This is a genomic window from Rhizobium binxianense (genome assembly GCF_028994275.1).
GTDB classification, from domain to species: domain Bacteria; phylum Pseudomonadota; class Alphaproteobacteria; order Rhizobiales; family Rhizobiaceae; genus Rhizobium; species Rhizobium binxianense.
On record NZ_CP118713.1, the window covers coordinates 200,879 to 226,674 of the forward strand.

Here is a 25,796-nt window from a genome sequence, read left to right on the forward strand (position 1 = left end):
TATCTTCCTATTGGCTGGCCCAGATGATGCGGGCGATCCAATCGACATCGGAAAGCTCGAGGGTGCGGTTGGGATGGTCGGGATTGAGCGACAGCAGCTCGATCGACCGCGGGCTCTGGCGCAGCAGCACCTTGGCCATCACCTCGCCCTCGCGTGTTCTGACCACGACGCGGTCGTTGCGGCGCACCTGCGCCGCCGGCTCGACGATCAGCACGTCGCCGTCGCGATAGAGCGGCATCATGCTTTCGCCCTGCACCTCCAGCGCATAGACGCCTGATTTCTGCGACGGGGCTGTCGGAAATTCCACCACGTCCCAGCCCTGGCCGGCCGGAAAGCCGCCATCGTCGAAGAAGCCGCCGGCGCCGGCCTGGGCGAAGCCGAGCAGCGGAATCGAGCTGCCCTGCGGCGGAACCGCGCGATCAGGCTGTTCGGCCCCTTGTCCGGAAGTCGCGGCGCCCGGCCGCAGGAAGGCAAGAAACTGCTCCATGCTCGCCCCCGTCGCGTCGAGCACCTTGGCGATCGATTCCGTCGAGGGCCAGCGCAGCCGCCCGTCGGCGGAAAGCCGCTTCGACTTGTTGAAGGAGGTGGGGTCGAGCCCGGCGCGCCGTGCAAGACCGGATGGCGTCAGCGCGTGCCGTTCGGCAAGCCTGTCGATCGCCCCCCAGATCTGCTCGTGTGACAGCATATGCGCCTGATCCCGGCGGCTCGTGCACGCCGCGCTTCAACCGGGCCGAATATTAACCGACCGTACCGCCTGAGTAAAGGCAAAAGAGGAATAAAATCCTGCGCTTAGCCGCCGGCCGATATCGGATGTCATTTCGCTGCTGGGCGTTCAGGCGACCATCGCCATGTTGATCTTGCCGAGCTGAATGACCGCCTGCGTCCGGCTGTCGACATCGAGTTTCAGCAGGATCGCCGAGACATGCGCCTTGATCGTCGCCTCGGAGACGCCGAGTTCGTAGGCGATCTGCTTGTTCAAAAGCCCTTCGGCAAGCATGGTCAGCACCCGGCTTTGCTGCGGCGTCAGCGTATGCAGGCGGCGGATCAGGTCGGCGACATCCGGATCCTGCTCCTGCCCGTCGCGATAGCTTTCGGGCGTGGCGATATCGCCGGCCAGCACCGTCTGGATGCTGCGGCGAATGTCGTCGATGCCGGAAGATTTGGAAATGAAGCCGGAAGCGCCGAGTTCCAGCGCCCGGCGGATCGTGGTCGCATCGTCGGTTGCCGAGACGATGACGATCGGCAGGCTGGCGAATTCGGAGCGCAGCGCCATCAGGCCGGAAAAGCCGCTGACACCAGGCATGGCGAGATCGAGCAACATCAGGTCGGCATCCGCATGGGCGCCGGCCGCCTTGCGTGCGGCCGCAAAATCGCCGGCTTCGATAATCGACTGCCGGCCCTCCATGCCGATGACCGCCTGGCGCAGCGCGTCGCGGAAAAGCGGATGATCGTCGGCGATGATGATGGTCTGTTCGTGCATCGAAAACTCCCTCCCAAGAGCCCGATCATGCCGGCATGCGACGCCGTCCCTCCGCGTTGAATGCTGGTTTGCTGGTATAGGACTATATCAGATCAGGTCTTCTGCGGAAGGGGATTGGTGTTTTCCTCGGCCCGGAACTCCTTCACCATCCCCATGAAACTCTTCATCATCCGTTCCATGATGCTGATCGAACGCTCGACCTCGGCATCACTCGGCAGCGCCCGCTGGATGACGCCGCCTTGTTCCAGCTTCGTCACCCGCTCGGAAAGCCGGTCGAGTTCGTCCTCATAGGCCGCCCGCTCATCCGCCGCCATCCGACAGACGAGGGCGCCGTCCTTGTCCTGGCAGATCGACATCGCCCCGGTCTGCCGGTCGAGCCGGACGAAATGGTCGCCGCTCTTTTCCAGCTGGAAGCGGCCCGCATCGGCTTCCGCGGCTGCGGCCGCCAACGGCAGGAGAATAACGCCAAGTGTGAGAACCAAAATCTTCATCGTCTCATCCTCCGGAATTCTGTTCTAGCAGTCCCGTTTTTTGCGTCGGGGCGTGGACATCGCCGCCTCTTTCCGGCAAAGCCCTCGTGACCCAAGGACCAGCAATTGCGAGGCCATAATGAGCGTGACACCGACCCTTTACAAGATCGTGACGGAAACGCTTTGGCAGCAAGCCAGACAAACCGGCATTTTTCATGGCGCCGGCATCGATCTCAAGGATGGCTTCATCCATTTCTCGACGGCAGCCCAGGTGAAGCAGACCGCCGCCCTGCATTTTGCCGGCCAGTCCGGCCTGCTGCTGATTGCCGTTGATGGCAGCGGCTTCGGTGACAAGCTGGTCTTCGAACCCTCACGCGGCGGCGATCTCTTCCCGCATCTCTTCGCCGATCTGCCGCTGGCAGCCGTGCTCTGGGAGGCGGCGCTGCCGCTCGACAAGGCCGGCGCCCATATCTTCCCGGAGCTTGCGCCATGATCGATCCCTTCAAGCGTCTCGCCCGCAAGGGTCTCTTCCTGTTCGATCCGGAAACGGCGCACGGCATGTCGATCGCCGCGCTGAAATCTGGCCTGGTGCCCGCCTGTCAGATTACCCCCGATCCGCGTCTGCGCCAGACCGTCGCCGGCCTTACCTTCGAAAATCCGCTCGGCATGGCTGCCGGCTACGACAAGAATGCCGAGGTGCCGGAAGCGCTGCTGAAGCTCGGCTTCGGTTTTACCGAGATCGGCACGGTGACGCCGAAGCCGCAATCCGGCAATCCGCGCCCGCGCATCTTCCGCCTGGTGGAGGATGAAGGCGTCATCAACCGCCTCGGCTTCAACAATGAAGGCCATGATGCCGCCTTCGGGCGCCTCGTCGCGCTCACGGGCGGCGGTATGATCGGCGTCAATATCGGCGCCAACAAGGACAGCGAAGATCGCATCGCCGATTATGTCGCCGGCATCCGCCGCTTTTATTCCGTCGCGCGCTATTTCACCGCCAACATCTCCTCGCCGAACACGCCGGGCCTGCGCGACCTGCAGGCGCGCGAAAGCCTGGACGCGCTGCTGTCGTCCGTGCTGGCGGCGCGCGACGAGATGGCGGCGACAACAGGCCGGAAGATCCCGGTCTTCCTGAAGATCGCCCCCGATTTGACCGAGGAAGGCATGGACGATATCGCCGCGGAAGTGCTCTCGCATGCGCTGGATGGGCTGATCGTCTCCAACACCACGCTGTCGCGCGACGGCCTCAAGGATCAGCGCCAGGCGAAGGAGGCGGGCGGCCTTTCCGGCGTGCCGCTGTTCGAAAAGTCGACGGCGGTGCTCGCCCGGATGCGCAAGCGCGTCGGCCCCGATCTGCCGATCATCGGCGTCGGCGGCGTCTCCTCGGCCGAAACCGCGCTGGAAAAGATCCGGGCGGGCGCCGATCTCGTCCAACTCTATTCCTGCATGGTCTATGAAGGCCCTGGCTTGGCCGGCGATATCGTCCGCGGCCTGTCGAAACTCCTGGACCGCGAAAAGGCCGCCTCGATCAGCGACCTGCGCGACACCAGGCTGGATTATTGGGCGGCGCGGAAGGTCTGATCGGCCCGGCGCTTGACCAGCATCGCCAGCAAGACGCCGCGAAAGAGCAAAAAGGCGTTCATCGCCAGCCACAGGCCGTGATTGCCGAAGAGCGGCACGAAGACCGCGAGCATCAGGAGATAACCGGCAAAGGACATCAGCATCCGGTTGCGCATTTCGGCCGACCATGTCGCGCCGATGAAGACCCCGTCCATCAGGAAGGCGAGCGCGCCGGTCAGCCCGGTCACCGCCGCCCAGGGCAGATAGGTTTCGGCCGCCTGCCGCACTTCGGGTGAGGTCGTCAGCACCGAGATCAGCCAAGGGCCGGCGAGGAAGAAGAAGGCGGAGCCGAGCGCCGCCAATCCGAAGGACCACAGGGTCGTAAGCTTCAGCCCGCGGTCGAAGGCCGGCCGGTAATGTGCGCCGATCGCCCGGCCGATGATCTGTTCGGCGGCATTGGCAAGCCCGTCGAGATAATAGCCTGACAGCAGGAAGAAATTCATCACCACGGCATTGGCGGCCAGCGTCACCGCGCCGAAGCCGGTGCCGATCCGCGTCATGATGGTGAAGGCGCCGATCAGCACGAAGGTGCGGATCAGGATGTCGCGATTGAGCGCGAAAAGCTCGGCCAGCCGGTGCCTGGAAACGATCTCCGCCCATGCCGGCCGCTCTGTCTTGTCAAAGCCGCTGAGCACGATGAAAAGCCCGGCGAGCGCGCCGACCGTTTCGCCGGCCATCGTTCCCCAGGCGACCCCCGCCACACCCCAGTCGAGCTTCAGGCCGAGATAGATGGAAAGCAGGATGTTGATGCCGTTGATGATCGCCTGCAGCAGCAGCCCGACATTGCCCTGTCCGCGCCCGAGCACGAAGCCGAGGATGGCGTAATTGGCGAGCGCTGCCGGTGCCGCCAGCATGCGGATCGAGAAATAGGTGCTGGTCGCCTCGGCGATCGCGCCTTCCGCCCCCATCAGCGTCAAGCCCGCCGCCATCAGCAGCGGCGAAAGACAGAGCAGCGCCAGCCCGCAGCCGAGCGCCGAAATCAGCGCCCGGGAGAAAACCGCCTGCTGCTCGTGCTGGTCGCGCCGGCCGTAAGCCTGCGCCGTCAGCCCTGTCGTCGAAGCGCGCAGGAAGTTGAAGCTGCCGAGGATGAGATCGAAAAGCATCGCGCCGATCGCCAACCCCGCCAGCGCCTCCGCATTGCCCATCCGGCCGACCACGGCGGTGTTCGTCAGCCCGAGCAGCGGCGTCGTCATGAAGCCGAGCGTCATCGGAAGCGCGATCGACAGCACCATCAGGTGCGTCACGTCGAAAGCAAGCGCGTTGTGATTGCTGCGTGTATCCATGCCGGCCTCGTCGCGGCAGCGCCAGGCGTCGTTTCAGACGCGCAACAGACGCTGCATCACTTGAACTGCTGCAGGCGGAATCGCCTCAGCTGGAAAGCACCATGGCCCAATAGGGCAGGTTCCGGGAAGAGGCATTATGGGCGACGGCGACGCCGAGGCCGTCATAACGGCCGAGCATGTTTTCCAGATGATGCGGCGAATTGATCCAGGCGGTCACCACCGCATCGACGCTCTGCTGGCCGGAGGCGATATTCTCGGCCGCCGGCAGCCGGACACCACTTGCTTTCACACGTGCGCCGAAACTGTCGGTCATCCCCATCAGATGCGCCATCTTGCCGGCGCTCGCCATGCGTTTGGCCTGGAACAGAGCGGCGTTACTCGCGGCCGGGTCGATGGCCAGCGGCGGCAGGCCGTTCTTTGCCCTGAGCTGGTTGACGAGCGGCAGCACGCGCGCCGTCTCGTCCTCGCCGTCCGAGGGCGTGCCGGCGATTCGCGGGGTCGTGGTGCAGCCGGCGATGCCGGCGGCGAGCGCAAGTCCGGAAAGGCGCAGCAGCCCGCGCCGGGAAAGATCGATGGATGTCATATTACCGGCGATAGCTGAAAAGGCGAAGGATGACGAAGAGCGGAATGACGATCGTCGCGCCGAGGATCAGATAATCGCCGACGCGCCCGAGGGCCGCAAAGCCGCGGTGCCAGATTTCCAGGATGAAGTCGCGGATTCCATAGATGATATTCCACGGCGTCAGCCCGAACACGGTCATGACGAAACCAACGATCAGCGACACCACGATAAGCTTTATCAATGTGCGGCCGATTGAATCGCCGAGGAATCTGTTCGCCTGATCGGACATACGCCATCTCCTATTTGCCCTTGGAATAAGGTCACGGCCTTCAGCCCGCAAGCCCTTTCCGGAATTGGCCCCTAAGCCCCTTGCGGGCTTGGCCGATTCGCTCCCTTTGTGGCTGGGCCGCTTCGCCTCTGAAATAGGACTTGAGTTTTTTTGTGACCGCCGCCAAATGCGGGCCAACCAATAGGTCCGTTGATGCAGCCCCACCAGCTTTCCTCCGGCGATGTCATCGCCGACCGCCGCGCCGATTATGCCAGGATGCTCGAAGAGGGCGGTGAGCCGGGGGCGGCGGCCGAGCTGATGGAGCAGGCGCTCGAACTCGTGCCCGCCTGGGCCGCCGGCTGGTATCGCCTCGCCACCTATCTGGAAAAGGCGGGCAGGGCGGTTGCCGCGATCGAAGCCTATCGCAAGACGCTTGCCCTCGATCCCGATGATATTTTCGGCGCCGCCCTCAAGCTCGCCCTTCTCGGCGATGTCGCCACGCCCGATCGTCCGCTGAGCCCCTATGTCGAGCGCCTTTTCGACGATTATGCCGATCGATTCGAATCAGCCCTTGTCGACAAACTCGACTACAGCGTCCCGCAGAAGCTCGCAGCCCTCGTCGCCTCCACCGGCAGGCATTACGACCGCGCCGTCGATCTCGGCTGCGGCACCGGCCTGCTCGGCCCGGAGATCCGCGCCAATGTCGCCCATCTCGAAGGCTTCGACCTCTCGCAGAACATGCTGGCCAAGGCCGCCGAGAAGCGGGTTTATGATCACCTCGCCCGGGCCGATCTCTCGCTCGCGCCCGAGCTCTCCGGGCTCTTTGCGGGTGCCGGGCGCCATCGCGCCGATCTGGTGACGGCAGCCGATGTGCTGATGTATCTCGGCAATCTCGAAAGCGTCTTTGCCATCATCGGAGAACTCGCTGCGCCAGGCGCCGATATCGCCTTTTCCGTCGAGGATACGGGCCATGGCGATGGTTTTCATCTGGCCCCGTCGCTGCGTTACGCCCATTCGGAAAGCTATGTCAGCATGCTTCTTGCCCGCCACGACCTCGAAATCCTTGCGACCGTCAAGTCGGTCATTCGCAAAGATGGCGGAAAGCCGGTGTCCGGCATTCTGTTCCTTACGCGCAAGGCGGCGTGAGCGAACTTTTCTTGCGATGTTTTTATAGGTCAGTATTGCTTACCTATTTAGCTTGATCGGAAGCCCGAAAAACCCGATACTGCACCGCATCAGCAGAGAGCGCGGCAATTATCGCCGAGGTGCTCTGGCTTCTTTCATTGTGCAAAATTCCATCGCGCCCAGGTCTTCCCGAGCGTGCTTCTCAACTCGTCTGCCGTGGAGACTGGCGACATGACACAGCTCATCAATGCCCTTGGCGGCGTCTGGAATACCAGTGCGACGCGCCACACCCCGATCGAAGATATGCAGGGCATATTCTCCGGCAGCCTCGTTGCCGCACTTGGGCTCTACGTGCTCGCCAGCGCCGGCCTTCTCACCGGCAGCACCGCCGGTGTGGCTTTCCTCCTGCATTATGCCTTCGGCGTCAATTTCGGCCTCGCCTTCTTCCTGCTCAACCTGCCATTCTTCTATCTCTCATGGAAGCGCCTCGGCATGGCCTTCACCATCAAGACCTTCATCGCCATCGGCCTGACCTCGGTGTTGGCAGATGTGCAGTCGCGGTTCTTTTCGATATCGAGCATTCATCCGGCCTGGGCGGCCCTGCTCGGCGGCCTGCTGCTCGGTTTCGGCCTGCTGGCGCTCTATCGCCACCGCGCCAGCCTCGGCGGCGTCGGCATTCTCGGCATCTATCTGCAGGAGCGTTTCGGCATCCGCGCCGGCCTCGTCCAGCTCGCCATCGACCTGTGCGTGCTCGCCGCCGCCTTCTTCGTCACCACCCCACCGGTCGTCTTCTATTCCGTCCTCGGCGCCGTCGTCCTCAACCTCTTCGTCGCCATCAACCACCGCGCCGATCGCTACATCGCGCTGTAGATCTAACCTTACAAAACGGTAAGCCATTCTAAACAAATCGTAACTTGCCTGATACCAGCCCCGGCGCGACACTCCTCCCGCGCCGGATTTGATGAGGTGAGTTATGTCAGATTTGGAAAAACTTGTGAGACGCCGCATGCAGGAAGAATACGCCAAGGGCGCTTCCGCAGAGGAAATTACCAGAGTCGTCCGCGACATATTCAACAGCATCGACCTCTCGGACAATGGGTCTGACGCCGTTGCCGCACGGGCCGCTGCCGATCAGGATTGATCAGATATTCGACCGACCCGAGATTTTCGGGTCGGTTTCTCGTCGATATCGGTCACGCTGCCTTCGGCGCGGCATCGACCGGATGCTGCGAGCGGAAGCCGACAGCGAGGCGGTTCCAGATATTGATCGCGCCGATCGCCACCGTGATCTCAGTCATCTCCTTCTCGGAGAAATGCGCCTTCAGCGTCTCGTAGTCGGCATCCGGGGCGCCTGATTTGGCGATGTTGGTGACCGCGTCGACCCAGCCGAGCAGGGCGCGTTCGCGGGCGTCATAGACGGGCGATTCCCGCCAGACGCACATCAGGTTGATCCATTGTTCGGAGAGCCCATCATGGCGGGCTTCCTTCACATGCATGTCGACGCAATAGGCGCAGCCGTTGATCTGCGAGGCGCGCAGCTTGATCAGGTGGATGAAGCGGCGCTCCAGCCCGGAAGACTGGACATATTGCTCGAGTGCGGCGACCGCCTTGTAGGCGTCGGGAGCGGCTTTGGCGAAGTTGAAACGTGGTTGCATGGTCTTTCTCCGGTGTGAGTGGCTCAACGAGCCGTCTTGCGTTCATGGATTTCAAGGAAGGCGCAGCCTCTGGCTGCGATCGATCCGTCGTCGAGGGTATTCAGTTCGATGCCGATATCGGCGATGCTGGTCTTGGCGAGTTCGGCCCGATAGACCCGCTCGGCCCGAAGCATCGCCGCGCTGATGTTGCAGGGCTTGGCGAAGAAGCGGTCGGAGACCGGGTTCGGCCCGCGCTGGCGGATTTCGGCGCAGCGGAAAGCCGGGGCCGGTCCTTCAACCGCGAGCAGGATGTCGAGCAGTGAGATCTCCTCAGCCGCCTTCGCCAGCCGATATCCGCCCCTCGGCCCCGGTACGGTATCGAGGATGCCCGCCCCCGACAGCGCCTGCAGGTGCTTCAAGAGATAACTCGTCGACACACCGTGGAATTCCGCCAGCGCCGCGGCCGAAAGCACGCCGCCTGCGGTGAGGCCGGAAAGCATCGCTACGCTGTGAATGGCCTGCTCGACCCCGTCGCTCATCTTCATGCAGGCGGCCTCCTCAATTCGTGGATAAAAAATATCTACGATTAAGGCTGATGTCAAGAGGCGCCGTCCCTGCTTGCCTTTATGCCTCCGCCGGATAGAAGAGGGAAAAAGCCGACAGGGGAACAACATGGCATCCAACGCCTTCTCAGGCCTTCTGAATTCCAGCGCCGATCGTCATTCGCGCTTCGACGACGCCCAGGGCATCGTCGCCGGCAGCATGCTCGCCGTGCTCGGCGTCTCGCTGCTCTCCGGCGCCGGGCTGCTTGCCGGCGGCACGGCGGGCATGGCCTTCCTCGCCCATTATGCGACGGGCTTCAGCTTCGGCCTGTGCTTCTTCGCCGTGAACCTGCCCTTTTATTATCTCGCCTTCCGCCGCTTGGGGCCTGCCTTCACCATCAAGACCTTCGCCGCCATTGCGCTGACCTCGGTCCTGTCCGAATTCGTCCCGGGCTTTATCGGCATCGCGCATGTCAATCCTATCGCCGGCGCGCTGTTCGGCGGCCTCGTCATCGGCGCCGGCATGCTGGCGCTTTTCCGCCACCGCGCCAGTCTCGGCGGCATCGGCATCCTTGCCCTCTACATCCAGGATCGTCTCGGCTGGCGGGCCGGCCTCGTTCAGCTCGGCTTCGACTGCGTCATCCTGGCGCTGTCCTTCTTCGTCGCCAGCCCCCTCATCATCGCCTGCTCCGTGCTCGGTGCCGTCGTGCTCAACCTCACGATTGCCATCAACCACCGCAAGGACCGCTATATCGCAATCTAGATCCGGGTGATTTCTGGCTGCTCCAGCCTGAAATCATCCGGATCTGGATCAAGGAAGCAGGCCATGATGTCGTCCGAAAACCGCTCACACTTTTCGGCATCATGCTCATAAGGGCGGGACGCTCTTCTTTTTCCTTGAGCTTTCACTACCTTCAGGGCGTGGACCAGATCGATTCCGAAGCCCGTGCCCTGCTGCCTGCCGCCTTTACCCGCTGGTTTGCGGAAAAGGGCTGGCGCCCGCGTGCCCATCAGCTGGAATTGCTTACCCGCGCCGAGGCCGGCGAAAGCACGCTGCTGATCGCGCCGACCGGCGCCGGCAAGACGCTCGCCGGTTTTCTGCCATCGCTCACCGATCTCACCCGCCGCGGCAAGATCCCGCCCGGTTCCGCCTTCACCGGCATCCACACGCTCTATGTCTCGCCACTGAAGGCGCTGGCCATCGATATTGAACGCAATCTGATGAAGCCGGTCGCGGAGATGGGCCTGCCGGTTACGATCGAGAACCGCACCGGCGATACGCCGAACGCCAAGCGCCAGCGCCAGAAGCTCAACCCGCCGGACATCCTGCTGACGACGCCGGAACAGGTCGCCCTGCTGCTGGCCAACCGCGAGGCCGAGCGCTTCTTCAAGGACCTGAAATATATCGTCCTCGACGAGCTGCATTCGCTGGTCACCTCCAAGCGCGGCCATATGCTGTCGCTCGGCCTTGCCCGCCTGCGCCGCCTTGCCCCCGGCCTCCAGACCATCGGCCTGTCGGCCACCGTCGCCGAACCGATGGATTTGCAGAAATGGCTGGTTGGCCAACAGGAAGGCAGGGAGCACCATGCCGGTCTCGTCGTCGTCGAAGGCGGCGCCAAGCCCGATATTTCGATCCTGTCGACCGAAGAGCGCATTCCCTGGGCCGGTCATGCCGCCCGCTACGCCATACCCGACATCTATAGGCAGCTCCTCGAACACAAGACGACGCTGCTCTTCGTCAACACCCGCAGCCAGGCCGAAATGCTGTTCCAGGCGCTGTGGACGATCAACGACGACAACCTGCCGATCGCGCTCCACCACGGCTCCCTCGACGTCGCCCAGCGCCGCAAGGTCGAGGCGGCGATGGCCGAAAACCGGCTGCGCGCCGTCGTCGCCACCTCGACGCTCGATCTCGGCATCGACTGGGGCGATGTCGATCTTGTCATCCATGTCGGCGCGCCGAAGGGTGCCTCGCGTCTTGCCCAGCGCATCGGCCGCGCCAACCACCGCATGGACGAACCGTCGAAGGCGATCCTTGTGCCCGCCAACCGCTTCGAGGTCATGGAGTGCCAGGCAGCGCTTGACGCCAATTATATCGGCGCCCAGGATACCCCGCCGGTCGGCCACGGCGCGCTCGACGTGCTCGCCCAGCATGTGCTCGGCATGGCCTGCGCCGAACCTTTCGACATGCTGGAACTCTACGATGAAATCATCAGCGCCTCGCCCTATGCCGATCTCAGCTGGGAGACCTTCGAGCGCATCGTCGATTTCGTCGCGACCGGCGGTTATGCGCTCCGCACCTATGAGCGTTACGCCCGTATCCGCAAGACCAAGGAGGGCCGCTGGCGCGTCTCCAATCCTGCGGTCGCCCAGCAATACCGCCTCAACCTCGGCACCATCGTCGAAAGCCCGATGCTGAACATCCGCATGGTCAAGCGCGGCGAGGGCGGCAGGATCGGCCGCGGCGGCGCCACGCTGGGGAAGGTCGAGGAATATTTCCTTGAGCAATTGTCGCCCGGCGATACTTTCGTCTTCTCCGGCAAGGTGCTGCGTTTCGAGGGCATCCGCGAAAACGAATGTCTGGCCTCGCAGGCCTATTCCCTCGATCCGAAGATCCCCTCCTACAACGGCGGCAAGTTTCCGCTGTCGACCTATCTCGCCGAGCAGGTGCGGACGATGATCGCCGATCCCGACCGCTGGCGCCGCCTGCCGGATCAGGTGCGCGACTGGCTGTCGCTGCAGAACGACAAGTCGATGCTGCCGAAGCGCGACGAGCTCCTGATCGAAACCTTCCCGCGCGGCAGCCGCGGCTATATGGTCGCCTATCCCTTCGAAGGCCGTCTCGCCCACCAGACGCTCGGCATGCTGCTCACCCGCCGGCTGGAGCGGGCCGGCGCCAAGCCGCTCGGCTTCGTCGCCACCGATTATTCGCTGGCCGTCTGGGGCCTCGAGGATATGGGGCTGATGATCGGCAATGGCCGGCTCAACCTCTCCGACCTGTTCGACGCGGACATGCTCGGCGACGATCTCGAAGCCTGGCTTGACGAATCCTTTCTGTTGAAGCGCACCTTCCGCAATTGCGCCGTGATTGCGGGCTTGATCGAGCGCCGCCATCCGGGCAAGGAAAAGAGCGGCCGCCAGATCACCGTCTCCGCCGATCTGATCTACGACGTGCTGCGCAGCCACGAGCCGGATCACATCCTGCTGCAGGCAACCCGCCAGGATGCGGCGACCGGACTTTTGGATATTAGGCGTCTTGGCGATATGCTGATGCGAATCAGGGGCCACATCACCCATCGCCCGCTCGACCATATTTCCCCGCTAGCCGTGCCGGTGATGCTGGAAATCGGACGCGAGGCGGTGCCCGGCGAGGCCCATGATGCGCTGCTTGCCGAAGCGGCGGACGATCTGATCGCCGAAGCTCTGGCATGATGACTGTATTTGGGAATGACGACAGTGATGAACCGCCTGGCGCTGGCGCGCGACATATCGGGACCGGCCGCGATACCGGGCATCGAGACATCGGTGAACGGCATTGGCGCCGTCTGCGATCCGCTCGGCGCCCTCTATCTGCCGGATGCCGGCCTGCTCGTCGTCTCCGACCTGCATCTGGAAAAGGGTGCCGCCTTCGCGCGCCGCGGCATGATGCTGCCGCCTTACGATACGCTGGCGACCCTGACCGTGCTTGCCGCCGTCGTCTCACGTTATGATCCGAAGCTCGTCGTGTCGCTCGGCGATAATTTCCACGACCGCGTCGGCTCAAAACATCTGCCGGAAAATTTTCGGGCGCTGATCGTCAATATGGCGCGCGGCCGCGAATGGATCTGGATCAACGGCAACCATGATCCCGACGGCATCGTCGATCTGCCGGGTACATCCGCCGACGAGATGCATTATGCCGGCCTGACCTTCCGTCACGAGCCGAGGAACGGCTTGCAGAGCGGCGAAATATCAGGCCACCTGCACCCGTCGGCGACCGTGCGCCGCCGCGACAAATCCGTCCGCCGCCCGTGTTTCGCCACCGATGGCGCTCGCCTCCTGATGCCGGCCTTCGGCGTCATGAGCGGCGGCCTCGACCTCGGTCATCACGCGATGAAAGGCCTGTTCGACAAAGCTTCGCTGGTGGCGCATCTACTGGGTCGCGATCGGATTTATTCGGTCCGCTACGGGAATTTGCGGGGATAGCGCTTGGCGCATCCTTAAATCAATCACACTCTCGCAATTGCTGCTGATACGTCCCTGCCATCCGCGCGAACTTCTGCGCCGTCTGCTGCAACTGCCCGTTCGAGCGCCAGTCGCCGCGCTTGTATCCGGTCGGGCCGGAATAATAGGCGAGATAGAGATTATAGGCATCGTTCAGCGGAATGCCGGTCTCCACGCTGTTCTGATAGTGATACCAGCCGATGAAATCGATCGCGTCGGCGAAGTTCGTCCGCCGCGCCGTCCAGTTTCCGGTCTGCGACTGATAATGATCCCAAGTCCCGTCGAGCGCCTGCGAATAACCGTAGGCGGTCGAGGGCCGGGTCCAGGGAATGAAACCGAACAGCTTGGTGCGCGGCGGCCGCGCATAGGGCTGGAAGCCGGATTCGGTATACATCGTCGCCATCAGGATCGGCACGGGTACGCCATATTTCTTCTGCGTCCGCTCGGCAGCACTCTGCCAGCTGGAGAAAAGCCCGTCGCGCTCGTCGAAGACGGCGCAGATGTTTCGCGTCTGCTTCGGCGCCGTCGCGCAGCCGGCAAGCAGCGCGAGACCCACGGCGGTCAGAACGATACGAGTACGCATGACAAAACCTCTCGTTTCCGAGAGATTACTAACTCGTAAATGTTAAAGACCGGTTTTTAGTCGAATACGAACTTCCCCGGATGTTTCCTTGTGCAGCCGGGATAGCTGACGTTATCCGAATGCGCCTCGGCGCCGCGCTTGCGGCGGATCAGTCCTTGCGGAAGATCAGGCTGGCGCCCCAGCCGGTGATGACGGCGAGAGCCACGGCCGCGCAGCCGTAGAGGATCGGCTGGCCGTGCGCCGCATCGGTGATCGTCTGCTCGATACCGGTTTTGATGACGCGCAGCGGCAGCGATTCCTCGGTCACCAGATTGCCGCTCTTGAACAGATAGGCGCGCACCGTGTGGACGCCGTTCGGAATGTTCGCCGGCAGGCGCAGGCTCGCCTTGAAGAGGTTGGAGGAAACGAACCGCACGCCGCTCGGGTTGCGGTCGTAGAACCCGCCGCCCTGTTGCAGCCGCCGGAAGGCATCCCGGAATTCGCCGAGATTGCTGCCATCGCCGACGAAGCCGACCGGCGTCAGCGGAATGTGATCGATGCCGATCCCCTGATCGGTCAGTTCGAGCGGTGTCGTCAGGTCATCGATCATCCGCGAACTCGACATCGAATAGGAGTGCGGCACCGCCTCGAAGGTCATCGAGCGCGTATTCACCCAGATGCCGAAGACGCGCTCCTTCTTGCGCACCGTCGCATCCTGGCGCGGGCCCTCCAGCACCACGACCACATCATACTGGCCGATGGCGAGCAGCAGCTGGTCGGTGTTCGAGAGAGCCCCGAAGATCGTCAGGTCGGCGCCGTGGAAGTCCGAGGTAATGGCGATTTCGCTGGTCGACGTGCCGATTTCCAACCCTTCGCGCACCGCTTCGGTGGACTGCCCGGGCAGCCATTGCGCTCCGGCCACCGCCGGCAGCAGGCAAAGCAACATGATGGCGGCGGCAAGCAGGCGCATCAGTTGCCGGCTCCCATCACCACCGAATAGACGTCGGCCGGCGTCACCACCAGCGCGATCGCCAGACGCAGGCCGACGGCGAGCACCAGCAGGCCGAGCAGGGCGCGCAGCTGCTCGCCGCGCAGCTTCTGGCCGACGCGCACACCGTATTGCGCGCCGATGACGCCCGCCACCATCAGGATGAAGGCGAGCACGATATCGACGGAAAAATTCGTCGCCGCCTGCACGATCGTCGTATAGGCGGTGACGAAGATGATCTGGAACAGCGAGGTGCCGACGACGACATTGGTCGGGATGCGCAGGAGATAGATCATCGCCGGCACCATGATGAAGCCGCCGCCGACACCCATGATCGAGGTCAGGATGCCGATCGCAAAGCCGAGCGCAACGATCGGAATGACGCTGAGAAAGATCTTCGATTTTTTGAAGCGCACCTTGAGCGGCAGCTTGTGCACCCAGTGCTGGTGGCCGGGCTTGCGCGGCGCCGGCGGCTCGTTGCGCGCAGCCCGCCGCATGGCGTTGATGCTTTCGAGCAGCATCAGCCCACCGACGGTGCCGAGGAAGATGACGTACATCAGCGAGATGATCAGATCGAGCTGGCCGATGGCGCGCAGCAGCGAGAAGATCCAGATGCCGACCGTCGCGCCCGAGAGGCCACCGATCAAAAGCACCGTGCCGAGCTTGACGTCGAGCGTGCCGCGCCGGAAATGCGTGATCGCGCCTGATATCGACGACGCCACGACTTGGTTGGCGCCGGTCGCCACTGCAACGACCGGGGGAATATTGTAGAAGATCAACAGCGGCGTGATCAGAAAGCCGCCGCCGACGCCGAACATTCCCGACAGGAATCCGACGGCCGCCCCCATGCCGAGAATGATGAAAATGTTCACCGACAATTCTGCGATGGGCAGATAGATTGTCACAGCCGACCCCGAATGATGACCGCGCCTGTCGGCCGGTTTCTGTACGTCCCCGTTCGAATGCGCACCATACTGTGAAATCGTTGCCAGAGGCTTTCGATCGGCCCTGAATGACGGAGAGATCGGTGGCAGAGGATTCGCCGATGCGCGGATCGATATGTCCGGGCATAATCCGGCTTTTTTCCGGTTTTGTGACAGGCGGCGGAAAAATTGGAAAGACCCTTGCGGCATAGTGCCGCCGGGACCGCGCCTATAGCTGCCTCTCCCCTAAACTATCGGGGTCAAGCCTTGCGAGAGGTAGGAGGGGAACGGAGAGGGGGGCGGCATGTTCTCTTCTCCCCGGGGGGAGAAGAGGGAGTCGAGAGGCCGTGGCTCAGATCGCTTTGCTGCCCTGCTTGTTGCGCTCGAGCAGCGCCTTGACAGTCGCGTCGGTCACCTTGCCGTCCGGCTCCTGGCCGATCGACTTCTGAAAGCTCTTGATCGCGGTCACGGTCTTCGCGCCCATTTCGCCGTCCGGCGCGCCGGCGTCGAAGCCGTTATTGTTGAGGATCGCCTGGATGTTGCGGATCGCCTTCTTCATGTCGACGCTCGCCGTCTTCGGGCCGGTTCCCGCCCATTCGTCGGGAATGTCGATGGCGTTGGTGCGGTGGTCGAGCGGCTCCGGCTTCCACAGATCGGCCTTGGCGCGGGCCCGTTCGAGCTGGTCGGGCTTCATGGCATTGGCCACTTCGTCGCGCTTCTGGCTCGCATCCTTGTCGCCGGCCTTGGCGGCGATCGCAAACCATTTGTAGGATTCTTCGAGATCCGCCGGCACTCCGTTGCCCCGGGCGCAGAGGATCGCCAGGTTGAACTGGCTGTCGGTGATGCCGAGGTTGGCAGCCTTGGTGAACCACGAGGCCGCCGTCGCATAATCCTGCTGGCCGAGCGCGCCGGAGGCGTAGAGCACGGCCAGATTGTGCATGGCGCTGGCATTGCCTTGGTTGGCCGCCTGTTCGTAGAAGCCCTTCGCCTTGGCGATGTCGCGTTCGACGCCGTTGCCCTTCTCGTACATGCTGCCGAGCCGGTATTCTGCGGGCGCAAAACCCTTGTCGGCCGAAAGCTGGTACCAGCTTGCCGCCTGCTTCTGATCGACCGTCATGCCGTTGCGGCCGTCAGAATACCGCGCGCCGATCTCAAACAGCGCCAGCGCATCGCCGGTGCTTGCCGCGTCGGCCAGCGATTTCGGCTGGACCGTGTCGGGAATGGTGATTGCGGCCTGCGGTGCGGATGCTGCCGGCGCGGGAACGAAGCCCGATGTCTCCGGTGCTGCGCCTGATGGAGCCGAGGGAGCAAATGTCGCAGCCCCTTCGCCGTCGAGCGGCGCTGCGTCGGTCAGATGCTCGCCGACAACCGGCGGGGCAGCTTCCGGCTGCGCCTGCTCCGAGAGGGGAGGGGTAGCCTCCGCTGCCGGAGCGGTGGTCCCGAGAGCGGCGGTGTCCGGCTGGGCGGGTGTTACTTCCGGCACGGCCGGTGACGGGTTTTCCGCCGCCCCGGTCAGCGCCGAAACTTCCGCCGGTGCCTGCGGTGCGCGCTCGCCGCTCGTCAGCGTCCGGGCGAGCGGAAAGGCCATGATGGCAAGCAGCACGGCGCCGACCGCCAGCAGGATCGGCCGCCGGTAGCGCGAAAAGGCGCTGGTCTTGCCAGTCTTGTCGGAAGCCTTGTCGGACGTCTTGCCGGCCTTGTCGGCGGCGGCACCCTTCTTTTCTGATTTGACGGCTGTCTGTTTTGGGTTGGCGTCGACCTCCATCGCGGCGGCCTGCGCCGCACGGCGGGCAGCAGCAATATAATCGGCGCGATCGGTCTCAGTGGCGGGTTTGCCGCGTGCAGCACTCTGGCTGGCGCGGACTCGCTCGAGGATTTTCTTCACGTCGGGGGTGCCGGAACCCGGTTCAAGCAGCTCGTTTGCCGCATCCGTCGACACCACGTCGGTCGGATCGATCGAGGGTGCGGGGTCGATCACCGGGCGTTCGGTTGCGCGAGTCTCGGCTTTTTTCCCGGGCAGCAGCCGCTTGCCGAGGCTGGCGAGCAGGCCGACCTTTGCCGGTGCCGATGTCGCAGTTTCCGGCGTCCTGCTCGCGGCTTCGATGGCGATCGCGCTCGTTCCGCTCATGGCGGTGGCTTGGGCCGGGGCGGCAGGTTCGGCTGCGACCTCGGCGGTGCGGATCACAGGTGAAGCCTTCGGCGCGGGGGCAGCGGCCGGCGGCCGGGCCATCTCCGCTTCGGCTACCATCAGCGCATAGGGATCGACATCAAAATCGACGTCCGCGACCGGCATTTGGGCGACCGGCCGGCCGCGCTCTTCCATGCCGTCGAGGCGGTCGGCGATATGCACCAGCGTCTCGTGCAGCGCCTTGAACGTCTTGTGCGTGCGTTCCTCACTGTCGCGGCTGATATCTTCGAGGTGGCGCAGATCCTCGGCCAGCGCCGTCAGCGCCGACATGTCGGCAGCGGGCACGCCACCCTGCGCGTTGCCATTGCGCGCATAGGCTTCGACCACCGCTTCCGCCGCCTGGCGCGCCGCCTCGATGATATATTCGTCGCTGGTCGCCATATAGTCTTCGATCGCGCCCATGCGCCGGTCGAAATCGGCCGGTATCGCAGCGCTTTCGCGCGGCTCGCTCATCAGCGCCGAAAGATTGGCGATCTGGTCTTCGAGGTTCTTCAGCGCCCGCGAATCGGTCGGCGCTGCCGCCGTGCTCTCTTCCAGCCGGGCGGCAATGTCGCTCAGCCGCCCTTCGAGACGCTGGAAGGCGCCGTCGTCGATCGCTGCGGCCGGCGCCGGCTGCTGATAGGCCATCTCGTCGATGCGCCGCGCGAGATAATCGAGCCGCTGTGCCAGCACATCGTTGACGGCGCCGTTCTCGAGCGCGTCGATCTTGCGGGAAATATCGGACAGCGGGCCGGTGAGGTCGGGTTGGGGGGCTGCCTTCTGCGTGCGCTCCAGAAGATAGGAAAGCTGTTCCAGCCGTTCGTCGAGCCGTGACGTCGCTTCCGTCTTGCTCAGCTCCTCGACGCGCGTCGTCAACGCCTCCAGCCGCATCGCCAGCTCGTCGGCCGGGTTCACGCGGTTCGCCGCATCATGGCTCATCAGGTCGATCTGGTCGGCCAGCGCCGAAAGCCGGCTTTCCAGCCGCTGCATCAGCGCCGGGTCGTTGGTGGCGGCGGCGCGTCCGCTGGCTGCGATCGCCCGGCTGATCTCGTCGAGCCGCGTGTCCATGGCGGCGAACTGTTCGGACATGACCCGGTCGTGCGGCTGGATCATGTTGCCGAACTGCTCCATCGCCGTGGCGATGGCAATCAGCTTGTCTTCCAGCGCACGGACGGCCGCGCTTTCGCCCATGCCGCCGATATGGCGCTTGATGTCATCCAGCCGGTAGGCGAGCGAAACCAGCTCTTCCTGCAGTCCCTCGGTATCGAGCGCCGCAAGCCGGCTCTCGAAGCCGTCCCAGCGGTTTTCCATGTGGCGCAGCGAATCCTCGCGCGCCAGCCCGTCCATCAGCGAGCGCAGATCTTCGAAATCCTCACGCAGGCCGGCGGCCTCCGGGCCGGCGGAGCGGCCGGTCAGCTGGGTGATGCTCTGGGCAAGGCGGCCCATGTCGGCGCGGATCTCGTCGGCGAAACGGCCGTCTCCGGCGCTTGTCTTGATCTCGCGCAGTTCGGCGCGCAGCGCGTTCATCTCGCGGGTGACGCCTTCGGAAATGTCGCGCTTCAGGTCCTGGCGCAGATTGACGAGCGCCTGGGCGATCTCCGTCATCGTGTCGTCGCCGGCCCGGAAGGCGGGTGTCGGCAGCGGCGCGGCGGCGCGCGGCGCCGGTTCGCGTGAGAGCGGGGCAGGCTCGCGTCCGTACGGCCGATCGCGGCCCGCTTCGAGGGCGCGCTGGCGCTGGCGGATTTCAGCGAGCGGATCCGGCCGCGGCTCGAGCGGCGCCCGTGCGGGGCGCGGGGCGTTGGCGCCGGCATAGGCATCGCGCTCGGTCGTTGCCGTGCGCGGCCGCTGTTCGCGCCCGCTGCCCATCAGCCCTTCGATGCGTGCCTCCAGCCCTTCGATCGTGCGGTTCAGCGCATCGAGCGAGGTCCTATCGGACTGCCGGGAAGGATTTGATCGCGATCCGTTCATCTTCTTGCTCGCTTCGACTGCTCGACCTCTCGTCAGAGCTCGATCCTTGGCTTTTTCGTCTGCTGCCCACGGCTTTGCCGCGGACCGGAGCGCACCATTCACAAGAAGATAGTCAATTAGACTTTCCTCAAGCTGAACGATGTAGCGGCATCCTTAGAAACGCGAGACTAGGAAAAGGAATGCGGATCACTACTGCTCAATCCGCACCTTTCACGAAACGTGGTAAACAAGCCGTTAATGTCGATGAGAATTTTTTAACGTTTGTGTTCGAAAGGCCATTTTTAGCGGCAATTGCCGCTGAATTCGTCACATCGGACGGCCGCGGGCGCCTCAGGCCGGCCTGGGATATTGCAGCTCGATCTTCACGCCTTCGGGGCCGTAAACGAAGACCTGGCCGAGATCGGTGTCGGGAATATCGTAATATTCGTAGCGGTAGCCGGTCGCCTTGATGCGCTCCAGCGCCGGACCAAATTCGTAAAGGCTGAAGGCGACATGGTTGAAGATGCCGGCCGGAAAATCGGTGCTGCGCGATGTCAGGCTGAGATGGATGACCGGGCGTTCGTCGAGATAGAGCCAGTGGCCCGGCGAGGCGAAGGGTGGGCGATAACCTTCCTTGACGCCGAGCAAGGTTTCGAAGAAACCGATCATTCTAGGCGCATCGCGGGTTTCGATCGTGACATGGTCCAGACGCGGCATCGGTTTCCTCCCGGCAGAGCGTTGACGGCAAATCTAGCCTGTATGGACCCGCTGCGGAAGTTGCTTTGTCAGCCTGCGGTGGAGCTCAGAAGCTCTCCGTCCACGGCCGGACTTCCACCTCCAGCGACCATGCGCTGCGGTGCTGGCGCAGCACGTCGATATAGGTCTGGGCGATGGCATCCGGCAGCAGCGTGCCATCCGGCTTCTCCGCCCGGTCGGGCCGGGTCTGCGAGCGCACCCCGCCGTCGATGACGAAATGGGCGACATGGATGCCCATCGGCCCGAGTTCGCGCGCCGCACTCTGGGCAAGGCCGCGCAGCGCGAATTTGCCCATTGCGAAGGGCGCCGATTGCGCAAAGCCCTTGACGCTTGCCGACGCGCCGGTGAAGAGGATGGCGCCGTGGCCGCGCGGGATCATGCGCTGCGCCGCCTGCTGCGCCACCAGAAAGCCGCCGTAGGCGGTGGTCGCGATCGCCTTTTCCACTTCGGCGGGATCGAGTTCGGCGAGCGGGCCGCGCACGCGGGCGCCGGCGTTGAAGATCACCACTTCAGGCCCGCCGATGGCAGAGCCCGCCTCTTCGAACAGCGCCGCGACGCTTGCCGGCTGCGAGACGTCGGCGCGAAAGACGCTGGCGCCGGTTTCGTCGGAGAGCGCCTGCAGCTTTTCGATATTGCGGGCGGCGAGCCCGACCTTGACGCCGAGCGCCGACAAGTGCCGGGCGAGCGATGCGCTGATGCCGGAACCGGCGCCGACGATCAGTGCGCTGCCATAGGGAAAGTCGGTCATGTCTTGTCCTCGATGGATCGTCGCACAGACGTAGGAAGTCTGCACGGTTCGCGCTACCGCCCCGGACGAATTTCAGTGCGGTTGCGCCGCATCGATCGAATAGGCGCTGATGCGCGACAGATGGATGAAGGAAAGGCCGGTCTCGTCGGCCCAGTGGTTGAAAGCCTCTTGGATCAGCTTCTGGTCCTTCTTCGCCGTGCCGGAGGAGGAGAGCGGCACGCCGGCCGATCTGAGGCAGGCGAGCACATCCATCGTGGCGACGAAGCTGTCGCGGCCGATGCCGCGCAGGAAATATTGCCCGGTCATGCCGCCGAGCCGGCTGCCGCGTTTGCTCAACAGCTCGAGAAGGCCGATCTGGTCTTCCCGCGGCCAGTCGGCGAAGAAGGCGCCGGCGCTGCCATGTTCCCTTGCCAACTCCCGGATGAAGGCGGCATTGGCGCGAACCGACATGATTTTGGCGCCGTTGCGGATAATCCGTTCGTCCGACGTCAGAACGTGCCAATAATCGTCCGGCGCGATATTCAGCGCCGCTGGATCGAAACCGGCAAAGGCCGCCTCGAAACCCGGCCACTTCGCATCGATCACTTTCTGGACGAAGCCGCTATAGAAGATGCGCCGGGTCATATCCGCCAGAATGCGATCGTCTGATATGGCGCGCAGCCGGTCGTGATCCGGCCGGTGTTTCTCCAGCAGAGCCTGAAGTGCTGCCGCTCCGCCTTTCCGTTGCTCCGCACGCTGCCTTATCGCCTCGAAACTGATCATCCCCGGCGATCCTCCTTTGGCATTCCGAATTGCGGGTTGAACGACGCTTCCGCTTATACGCCATTCCCAGATGGACAAGGAAGGGGAGATGACATCTCGTGCCTTTCGGGTGCTTTATCACCGGCAGATTCGCCGGTTGAAATTTTTTCGCAAAAAGCGGGTCGGGCTGCAGATTTTGACGTTTACGCAAACGTCAATATTTTGTAAGACAGTGCCCGAGGCCGGCGCGATCCGGTCAACCGAATGGGAGGAATTCGCAAGATGCCAGTCTACAAGGCCCCGGTGAACGATACGCTCTTCGTCCTGAACGACGTGCTGGGCCTCGAACGCTACAACAATCTTCCCGGTTTTGCCGATGCGACGCCTGATCTGATCGAAGCGATCCTCGGCGAGGCGGCCAGGGTTGCCGAGGAAGCGCTCTTCCCGCTGAATTATTCCGGCGATCAGGAAGGCTGCGCGCGCCACGACGATGCCAGCGTCTCGACCCCGAAGGGCTTCAAGGAAGCCTATAAGGCCTATCGCGAAGGCGGCTGGATCGGCCTTGCGGTGCCGGAGGAATTCGGCGGGCAGGGGCTTCCCTATACGCTGCATACTGCCGTCGGCGAATATACCTCTGCCGCCAACATGTCGCTGATGATGTATCCCGGCCTGACGCAGGGCGCGATCGCCGCGATCCTCGTCCATGGCTCCGATGAGCAGAAGAGCACCTATCTGCCGAAGATGGTCGACGGCGCCTGGTCCGGAACCATGAACCTGACCGAGCCGCATTGCGGCACCGATCTCGGCATGCTGCGCACCAAGGCGGTGCTGCAGGCGGACGGCAGCTACAGAATATCGGGCCAGAAGATCTTCATCTCCGCCGGCGAGCACGATCTGGCCGACAATATCGTTCATCTGGTGCTCGCCCGCATCGAAGGCGCGCCCGAGGGCACCAAGGGCATTTCGCTCTTCATCGTTCCGAAATTCCTAGTCGGCAAGGACGGCGCGCTCGGCCCCCGCAACGCCGTCTCCTGCGGCGCGATCGAGCACAAGATGGGCATCCACGCCAACGCCACCTGCGTGATGAATTACGACGAGGCGACCGGCTTCCTGATCGGCGCCGAAAACCGCGGCCTCAACGCCATGTTCGTGATGATGAACGAGGCGCGACTGATGGTCGGCCTGCAGGGTATCGCCATTTCCGAGATCGCCTATCAGAATGCCGCCAGCTATGCCCGCGACCGCATCCAGGGCCGCTCGCTCTCCGGCCCCAAGGCGCCTGACAAGAAGGCCGATCCGATCATCGTCCATCCGGATATTCGCCGCACGCTGATGACCATCCGCGCCTTCAACGAGGCCGGCCGCGCCTTCCTGCTCTGGACGGCGCTGAAGTCCGATATCGCCCACCGTTCCACCGACGAGAAGGAGCGCCAGCCGGCCGACGATATTCTCGGCCTCGTCACCCCGATCCTCAAGGGCGTGATGACCGACAAGGGCTTCGATCATGCCGTCATGGCCCAGCAGGTCTTCGGCGGCCACGGCTATATCGAAGAACACGGCATGAGCCAGTATGTGCGCGATGCCCGCATCGCCATGATCTATGAAGGCGCCAACGGCATTCAGGCGCTCGATCTCGTCGGCCGCAAGCTCGCCTTGAACGGCGGCCGCGCCGCCATGGCCCTCTTCAAGGAGATCGGCGATTTCTGCGAGGAGAACCGCGGCAACGAAAAGCTCTCCTTCTTCACCAAGCATCTGAAGAAGGGCTTGAACGACGTCCAGGCCGCGACCATGTGGTTCATGCAGAACGCCATGGCCAAGCCCGACAATGCCGGCGCCGGCTCGACCGACTACATGCACCTCTTCGGCCTCGTCGTTCTCGGCTATATGTGGGCAAAGATGGCAAAAGCCGCCGAGGATGGCCTTGCATCGGGCGATGCCGCCCGCGAGGATTTCCTGAAGAACAAGCTGATCACGGCGAAATTCTTCATGGAGCGGATCATGCCGGAAACCACGCTGCGCAAGGCCCGCATCGAGGCCGGCGCCGACACGATGATGGAATTGGCCGCCGACGCGTTTTGAGCCGGTTCTCCCTCCCCCTTGTGGGGAGGGTTGGGGAGGGGTCTTTTCCCCTCCTTCCAGGATTTGAGGCAGGATAGATTGCCGCCAGGGAGACGAGGAAATGACCGAGGTTTTCATTTACGATCACGTTCGCACGCCGCGCGGCCGCGGCAAGAAGGACGGCGCCCTGCATGAGGTGCCTTCCGTCCGCCTCGCGGCCAAGACGCTGGAAGCGATCCGCGACCGCAACGGGCTCGACACCAACACCGTCGACGACATCATCATGGGCTGCGTCGATCCGGTCATGGATGCCGGCGCCGTCATCCCCAAGGCGGCCGCCTTCGAAGCCGGTTACTCCACCAGGGCGCCCGGCATGCAGATCTCCCGCTTCTGCGCCTCCGGCCTCGATGCCGTCAATTTCGGCGCCGGCAAGATCGCCCAGGGCGCCGACGACATCGTCATCGCAGGCGGCGTTGAAAGCATGTCGCGCGTCGGCCTCGGCATGTCCGGCGGCGCCTGGTTCATGGATCCTTCGGTGAATTTTCCGGCCTATTTCATGCCGCAGGGCGTCTCGGCCGATCTCATCGCCACCAAATACGGTTTCAACAGGACCGATGTCGACGCTTACGCCGTCGAAAGCCAGAAGCGCGCCGCCCATGCCTGGGAAAACGGCTGGTTCGACAAGTCGGTCGTCCCGGTCAAGGATCAGAACGGCCTGACGATCCTTGATAAGGACGAGCATATGCGTCCCGGCACCGACATGCAGGCGCTCGCCTCCCTCAATCCGTCCTTCCAGATGCCCGGCGAGATGGGTGGCTTCGAGGCCGTCGGCATCCAGGCCCATCCGGAGATCGAGCGCATCAACTATGTCCATCATGCCGGCAATTCCTCCGGCATCGTCGATGGCGCCGGCGTCGTCCTGCTCGGCTCCAGGGCCGGCGGCCAGAGCATGGGGCTGAAGCCGCGTGCCCGCATCAAGGCTTTCGCCAATATCGGCTCAGATCCGGCGCTGATGTTGACCGGACCTGTCGACGTCACCGAGAAGCTGTTGAAGCGGACAGGCATGCGCCTTGCCGACATCGACCTCTTCGAACTGAACGAAGCCTTCGCCGCCGTGGTGCTGCGCTACATGCAGGCTTTCGAGATCGATCACGACAGGATCAACGTCAATGGCGGCGCCATCGCCATGGGCCATCCGCTCGGCGCCACCGGCGCGATGATCCTCGGCACGGTGCTGGACGAGCTTGAACGCCGCGACCTCAACACCGCACTGGTGACGCTCTGCATCGGCGCCGGCATGGGCACGGCAACGGTTATCGAAAGGGTCTGACGATGGGCTTCAACACCGGCACCATCGAATCCGAATATGCCGAGGTCAGCGAGCACTGGTCGCCCCGCGTCATAGCCGATCTCAACGGCCAGAGCGTCAAGCTCGCCAAGGTTCAGGGCCAGCTCGCCTGGCATTCTCACCGCGACGAAGACGAGCTTTTCCTCATCTGGAAGGGGTCGCTGACCATCGAATATCGCGACCGCCCGCATGTGCATCTGAGCGCCGGTGATTTTCATGTGGTGCCGAGAGGTGTCGAGCATAATCCGGTTGCGCCGGAGGAATGCTGGATCGTGCTATTCGAGCCGTCGCAGACCGAGCATACCGGCGACGTCGTCACCGAAAAGACGAAGACCTTAGACGCGCAGCGCAGCCATTTGCCGGCCTGATCGGGG

At 63.6% G+C, this 25,796-nt stretch carries 26 protein-coding genes; 11 read left to right on the forward strand and 15 right to left on the reverse strand.

Going from position 1 to position 25,796, the window contains the following annotated elements:
- Positions 1-7: 7 nt before the first annotated feature.
- The 3 genes from PO860_RS00990 to PO860_RS01000 form a co-directional block, all read right to left on the reverse strand.
- Positions 8-685, reverse strand: coding sequence for a S24 family peptidase (locus PO860_RS00990; RefSeq protein ID WP_275038014.1), 678 nt, complete (start codon positions 683-685; stop codon positions 8-10).
- 147 nt (positions 686-832) lie between these two features.
- Positions 833-1,480, reverse strand: coding sequence for a response regulator (locus tag PO860_RS00995; RefSeq protein WP_183605595.1), 648 nt, complete (start codon positions 1,478-1,480; stop codon positions 833-835).
- Positions 1,481-1,572: 92 nt separating this feature from the next.
- A complete protein-coding gene (locus PO860_RS01000) occupies positions 1,573-1,971 on the reverse strand; it encodes a hypothetical protein (RefSeq protein WP_183605596.1) in 399 nt (132 codons plus the stop codon).
- A gap of 118 nt (positions 1,972-2,089) precedes the next feature.
- Here PO860_RS01000 and PO860_RS01005 point away from each other — a divergent pair, with 118 nt between their 5' ends.
- Both PO860_RS01005 and PO860_RS01010 read left to right on the forward strand, forming a co-directional pair.
- Positions 2,090-2,443, forward strand: a complete 354-nt coding sequence (locus tag PO860_RS01005) for a DUF952 domain-containing protein (protein ID WP_272782884.1) — start codon at positions 2,090-2,092, stop codon at positions 2,441-2,443.
- Complete coding sequence (locus PO860_RS01010; protein ID WP_275038015.1) at positions 2,440-3,528, forward strand: quinone-dependent dihydroorotate dehydrogenase; 1,089 nt, start codon at positions 2,440-2,442, stop codon at positions 3,526-3,528. The genes PO860_RS01005 and PO860_RS01010 overlap by 4 nt, the downstream gene beginning before the upstream one ends.
- On the opposite strand, the gene PO860_RS01015 is transcribed toward PO860_RS01010, so the two are convergent.
- The 3 genes from PO860_RS01015 to PO860_RS01025 form a co-directional block, all read right to left on the reverse strand.
- A complete protein-coding gene (locus tag PO860_RS01015; protein WP_183605599.1) occupies positions 3,504-4,850 on the reverse strand; it encodes an MATE family efflux transporter in 1,347 nt (448 codons plus the stop codon). The genes PO860_RS01010 and PO860_RS01015 overlap by 25 nt on opposite strands.
- 85 nt (positions 4,851-4,935) lie before the next feature.
- The gene (locus tag PO860_RS01020) at positions 4,936-5,433 is read right to left on the reverse strand and encodes a CAP domain-containing protein (RefSeq protein ID WP_183605600.1); all 498 of its coding nucleotides are present in this window, start codon (positions 5,431-5,433) and stop codon (positions 4,936-4,938) included.
- Between the two features lies 1 nt (position 5,434).
- Positions 5,435-5,701 (reverse strand): DUF6460 domain-containing protein, encoded by a 267-nt coding sequence (locus tag PO860_RS01025; protein WP_183605601.1) that lies wholly within the window; start codon positions 5,699-5,701, stop codon positions 5,435-5,437.
- Positions 5,702-5,893: 192 nt separating this feature from the next.
- Between PO860_RS01025 and PO860_RS01030 the strand changes: the two genes are divergently transcribed.
- From PO860_RS01030 to PO860_RS01040, 3 genes are all read left to right on the forward strand, one after another.
- Entirely contained in the window at positions 5,894-6,826 is a 933-nt protein-coding gene (locus tag PO860_RS01030) for a class I SAM-dependent DNA methyltransferase (RefSeq protein ID WP_275038016.1), read from the forward strand.
- A gap of 210 nt (positions 6,827-7,036) precedes the next feature.
- Positions 7,037-7,675 (forward strand): YitT family protein, encoded by a 639-nt coding sequence (locus PO860_RS01035; protein ID WP_272782889.1) that lies wholly within the window; start codon positions 7,037-7,039, stop codon positions 7,673-7,675.
- 136 nt (positions 7,676-7,811) lie between these two features.
- Positions 7,812-7,946, forward strand: coding sequence for a hypothetical protein (locus PO860_RS01040; RefSeq protein WP_275038017.1), 135 nt, complete (start codon positions 7,812-7,814; stop codon positions 7,944-7,946).
- A gap of 52 nt (positions 7,947-7,998) precedes the next feature.
- Here PO860_RS01040 and PO860_RS01045 read toward each other — a convergent pair whose 3' ends face one another.
- Positions 7,999-8,460, reverse strand: coding sequence for a carboxymuconolactone decarboxylase family protein (locus tag PO860_RS01045; RefSeq protein ID WP_183605604.1), 462 nt, complete (start codon positions 8,458-8,460; stop codon positions 7,999-8,001).
- 23 nt (positions 8,461-8,483) lie between these two features.
- Complete coding sequence (locus PO860_RS01050; protein WP_183605605.1) at positions 8,484-8,984, reverse strand: RrF2 family transcriptional regulator; 501 nt, start codon at positions 8,982-8,984, stop codon at positions 8,484-8,486.
- Between the two features lie 127 nt (positions 8,985-9,111).
- Between PO860_RS01050 and PO860_RS01055 the strand changes: the two genes are divergently transcribed.
- The 3 genes from PO860_RS01055 to pdeM all read left to right on the forward strand — a co-directional run bounded on the left by PO860_RS01055 (position 9,112) and on the right by pdeM (position 13,166).
- Positions 9,112-9,744: a YitT family protein gene (locus PO860_RS01055; protein ID WP_273883618.1), complete on the forward strand. Its 633-nt coding sequence runs from the start codon at positions 9,112-9,114 to the stop codon at positions 9,742-9,744.
- 158 nt (positions 9,745-9,902) lie between these two features.
- A complete protein-coding gene (locus tag PO860_RS01060; protein ID WP_275038344.1) occupies positions 9,903-12,413 on the forward strand; it encodes a ligase-associated DNA damage response DEXH box helicase in 2,511 nt (836 codons plus the stop codon).
- Between the two features lie 27 nt (positions 12,414-12,440).
- Positions 12,441-13,166, forward strand: a complete 726-nt coding sequence (gene pdeM, locus PO860_RS01065; RefSeq protein ID WP_272783178.1) for a ligase-associated DNA damage response endonuclease PdeM — start codon at positions 12,441-12,443, stop codon at positions 13,164-13,166.
- A 19-nt stretch (positions 13,167-13,185) separates the two neighbouring features.
- Here pdeM and PO860_RS01070 read toward each other — a convergent pair whose 3' ends face one another.
- The 7 genes from PO860_RS01070 to PO860_RS01100 form a co-directional block, all read right to left on the reverse strand.
- Positions 13,186-13,767, reverse strand: coding sequence for a transglycosylase SLT domain-containing protein (locus PO860_RS01070; RefSeq protein ID WP_097621916.1), 582 nt, complete (start codon positions 13,765-13,767; stop codon positions 13,186-13,188).
- Between the two features lie 148 nt (positions 13,768-13,915).
- The gene (locus tag PO860_RS01075) at positions 13,916-14,716 is read right to left on the reverse strand and encodes a TIGR02186 family protein (protein ID WP_183605608.1); all 801 of its coding nucleotides are present in this window, start codon (positions 14,714-14,716) and stop codon (positions 13,916-13,918) included.
- Entirely contained in the window at positions 14,716-15,639 is a 924-nt protein-coding gene (locus tag PO860_RS01080; protein WP_097621918.1) for a sulfite exporter TauE/SafE family protein, read from the reverse strand. The genes PO860_RS01075 and PO860_RS01080 overlap by 1 nt, the downstream gene beginning before the upstream one ends.
- Positions 15,640-16,009: 370 nt before the next feature.
- On the reverse strand, positions 16,010-19,792 hold the full coding sequence (locus tag PO860_RS01085; RefSeq protein WP_273883616.1) for a peptidoglycan-binding protein: 3,783 nt from the start codon (positions 19,790-19,792) through the stop codon (positions 16,010-16,012).
- A 330-nt stretch (positions 19,793-20,122) separates the two neighbouring features.
- Positions 20,123-20,488, reverse strand: coding sequence for a VOC family protein (locus tag PO860_RS01090; protein WP_183605610.1), 366 nt, complete (start codon positions 20,486-20,488; stop codon positions 20,123-20,125).
- An 85-nt stretch (positions 20,489-20,573) separates the two neighbouring features.
- Positions 20,574-21,275, reverse strand: a complete 702-nt coding sequence (locus PO860_RS01095; protein ID WP_183605611.1) for an SDR family NAD(P)-dependent oxidoreductase — start codon at positions 21,273-21,275, stop codon at positions 20,574-20,576.
- A 72-nt stretch (positions 21,276-21,347) separates the two neighbouring features.
- On the reverse strand, positions 21,348-22,037 hold the full coding sequence (locus tag PO860_RS01100; RefSeq protein ID WP_273883615.1) for a DNA-3-methyladenine glycosylase I: 690 nt from the start codon (positions 22,035-22,037) through the stop codon (positions 21,348-21,350).
- Positions 22,038-22,298: 261 nt separating this feature from the next.
- Between PO860_RS01100 and PO860_RS01105 the strand changes: the two genes are divergently transcribed.
- From PO860_RS01105 to PO860_RS01115, 3 genes are all read left to right on the forward strand, one after another.
- A complete protein-coding gene (locus tag PO860_RS01105) occupies positions 22,299-24,095 on the forward strand; it encodes an acyl-CoA dehydrogenase C-terminal domain-containing protein (RefSeq protein ID WP_272782895.1) in 1,797 nt (598 codons plus the stop codon).
- Positions 24,096-24,195: 100 nt separating this feature from the next.
- Complete coding sequence (locus PO860_RS01110; RefSeq protein WP_183605614.1) at positions 24,196-25,404, forward strand: acetyl-CoA C-acetyltransferase; 1,209 nt, start codon at positions 24,196-24,198, stop codon at positions 25,402-25,404.
- Positions 25,405-25,406: 2 nt separating this feature from the next.
- Positions 25,407-25,790 (forward strand): cupin domain-containing protein, encoded by a 384-nt coding sequence (locus PO860_RS01115; RefSeq protein ID WP_273883614.1) that lies wholly within the window; start codon positions 25,407-25,409, stop codon positions 25,788-25,790.
- The last annotated feature ends 6 nt before the right edge of the window (positions 25,791-25,796 follow it).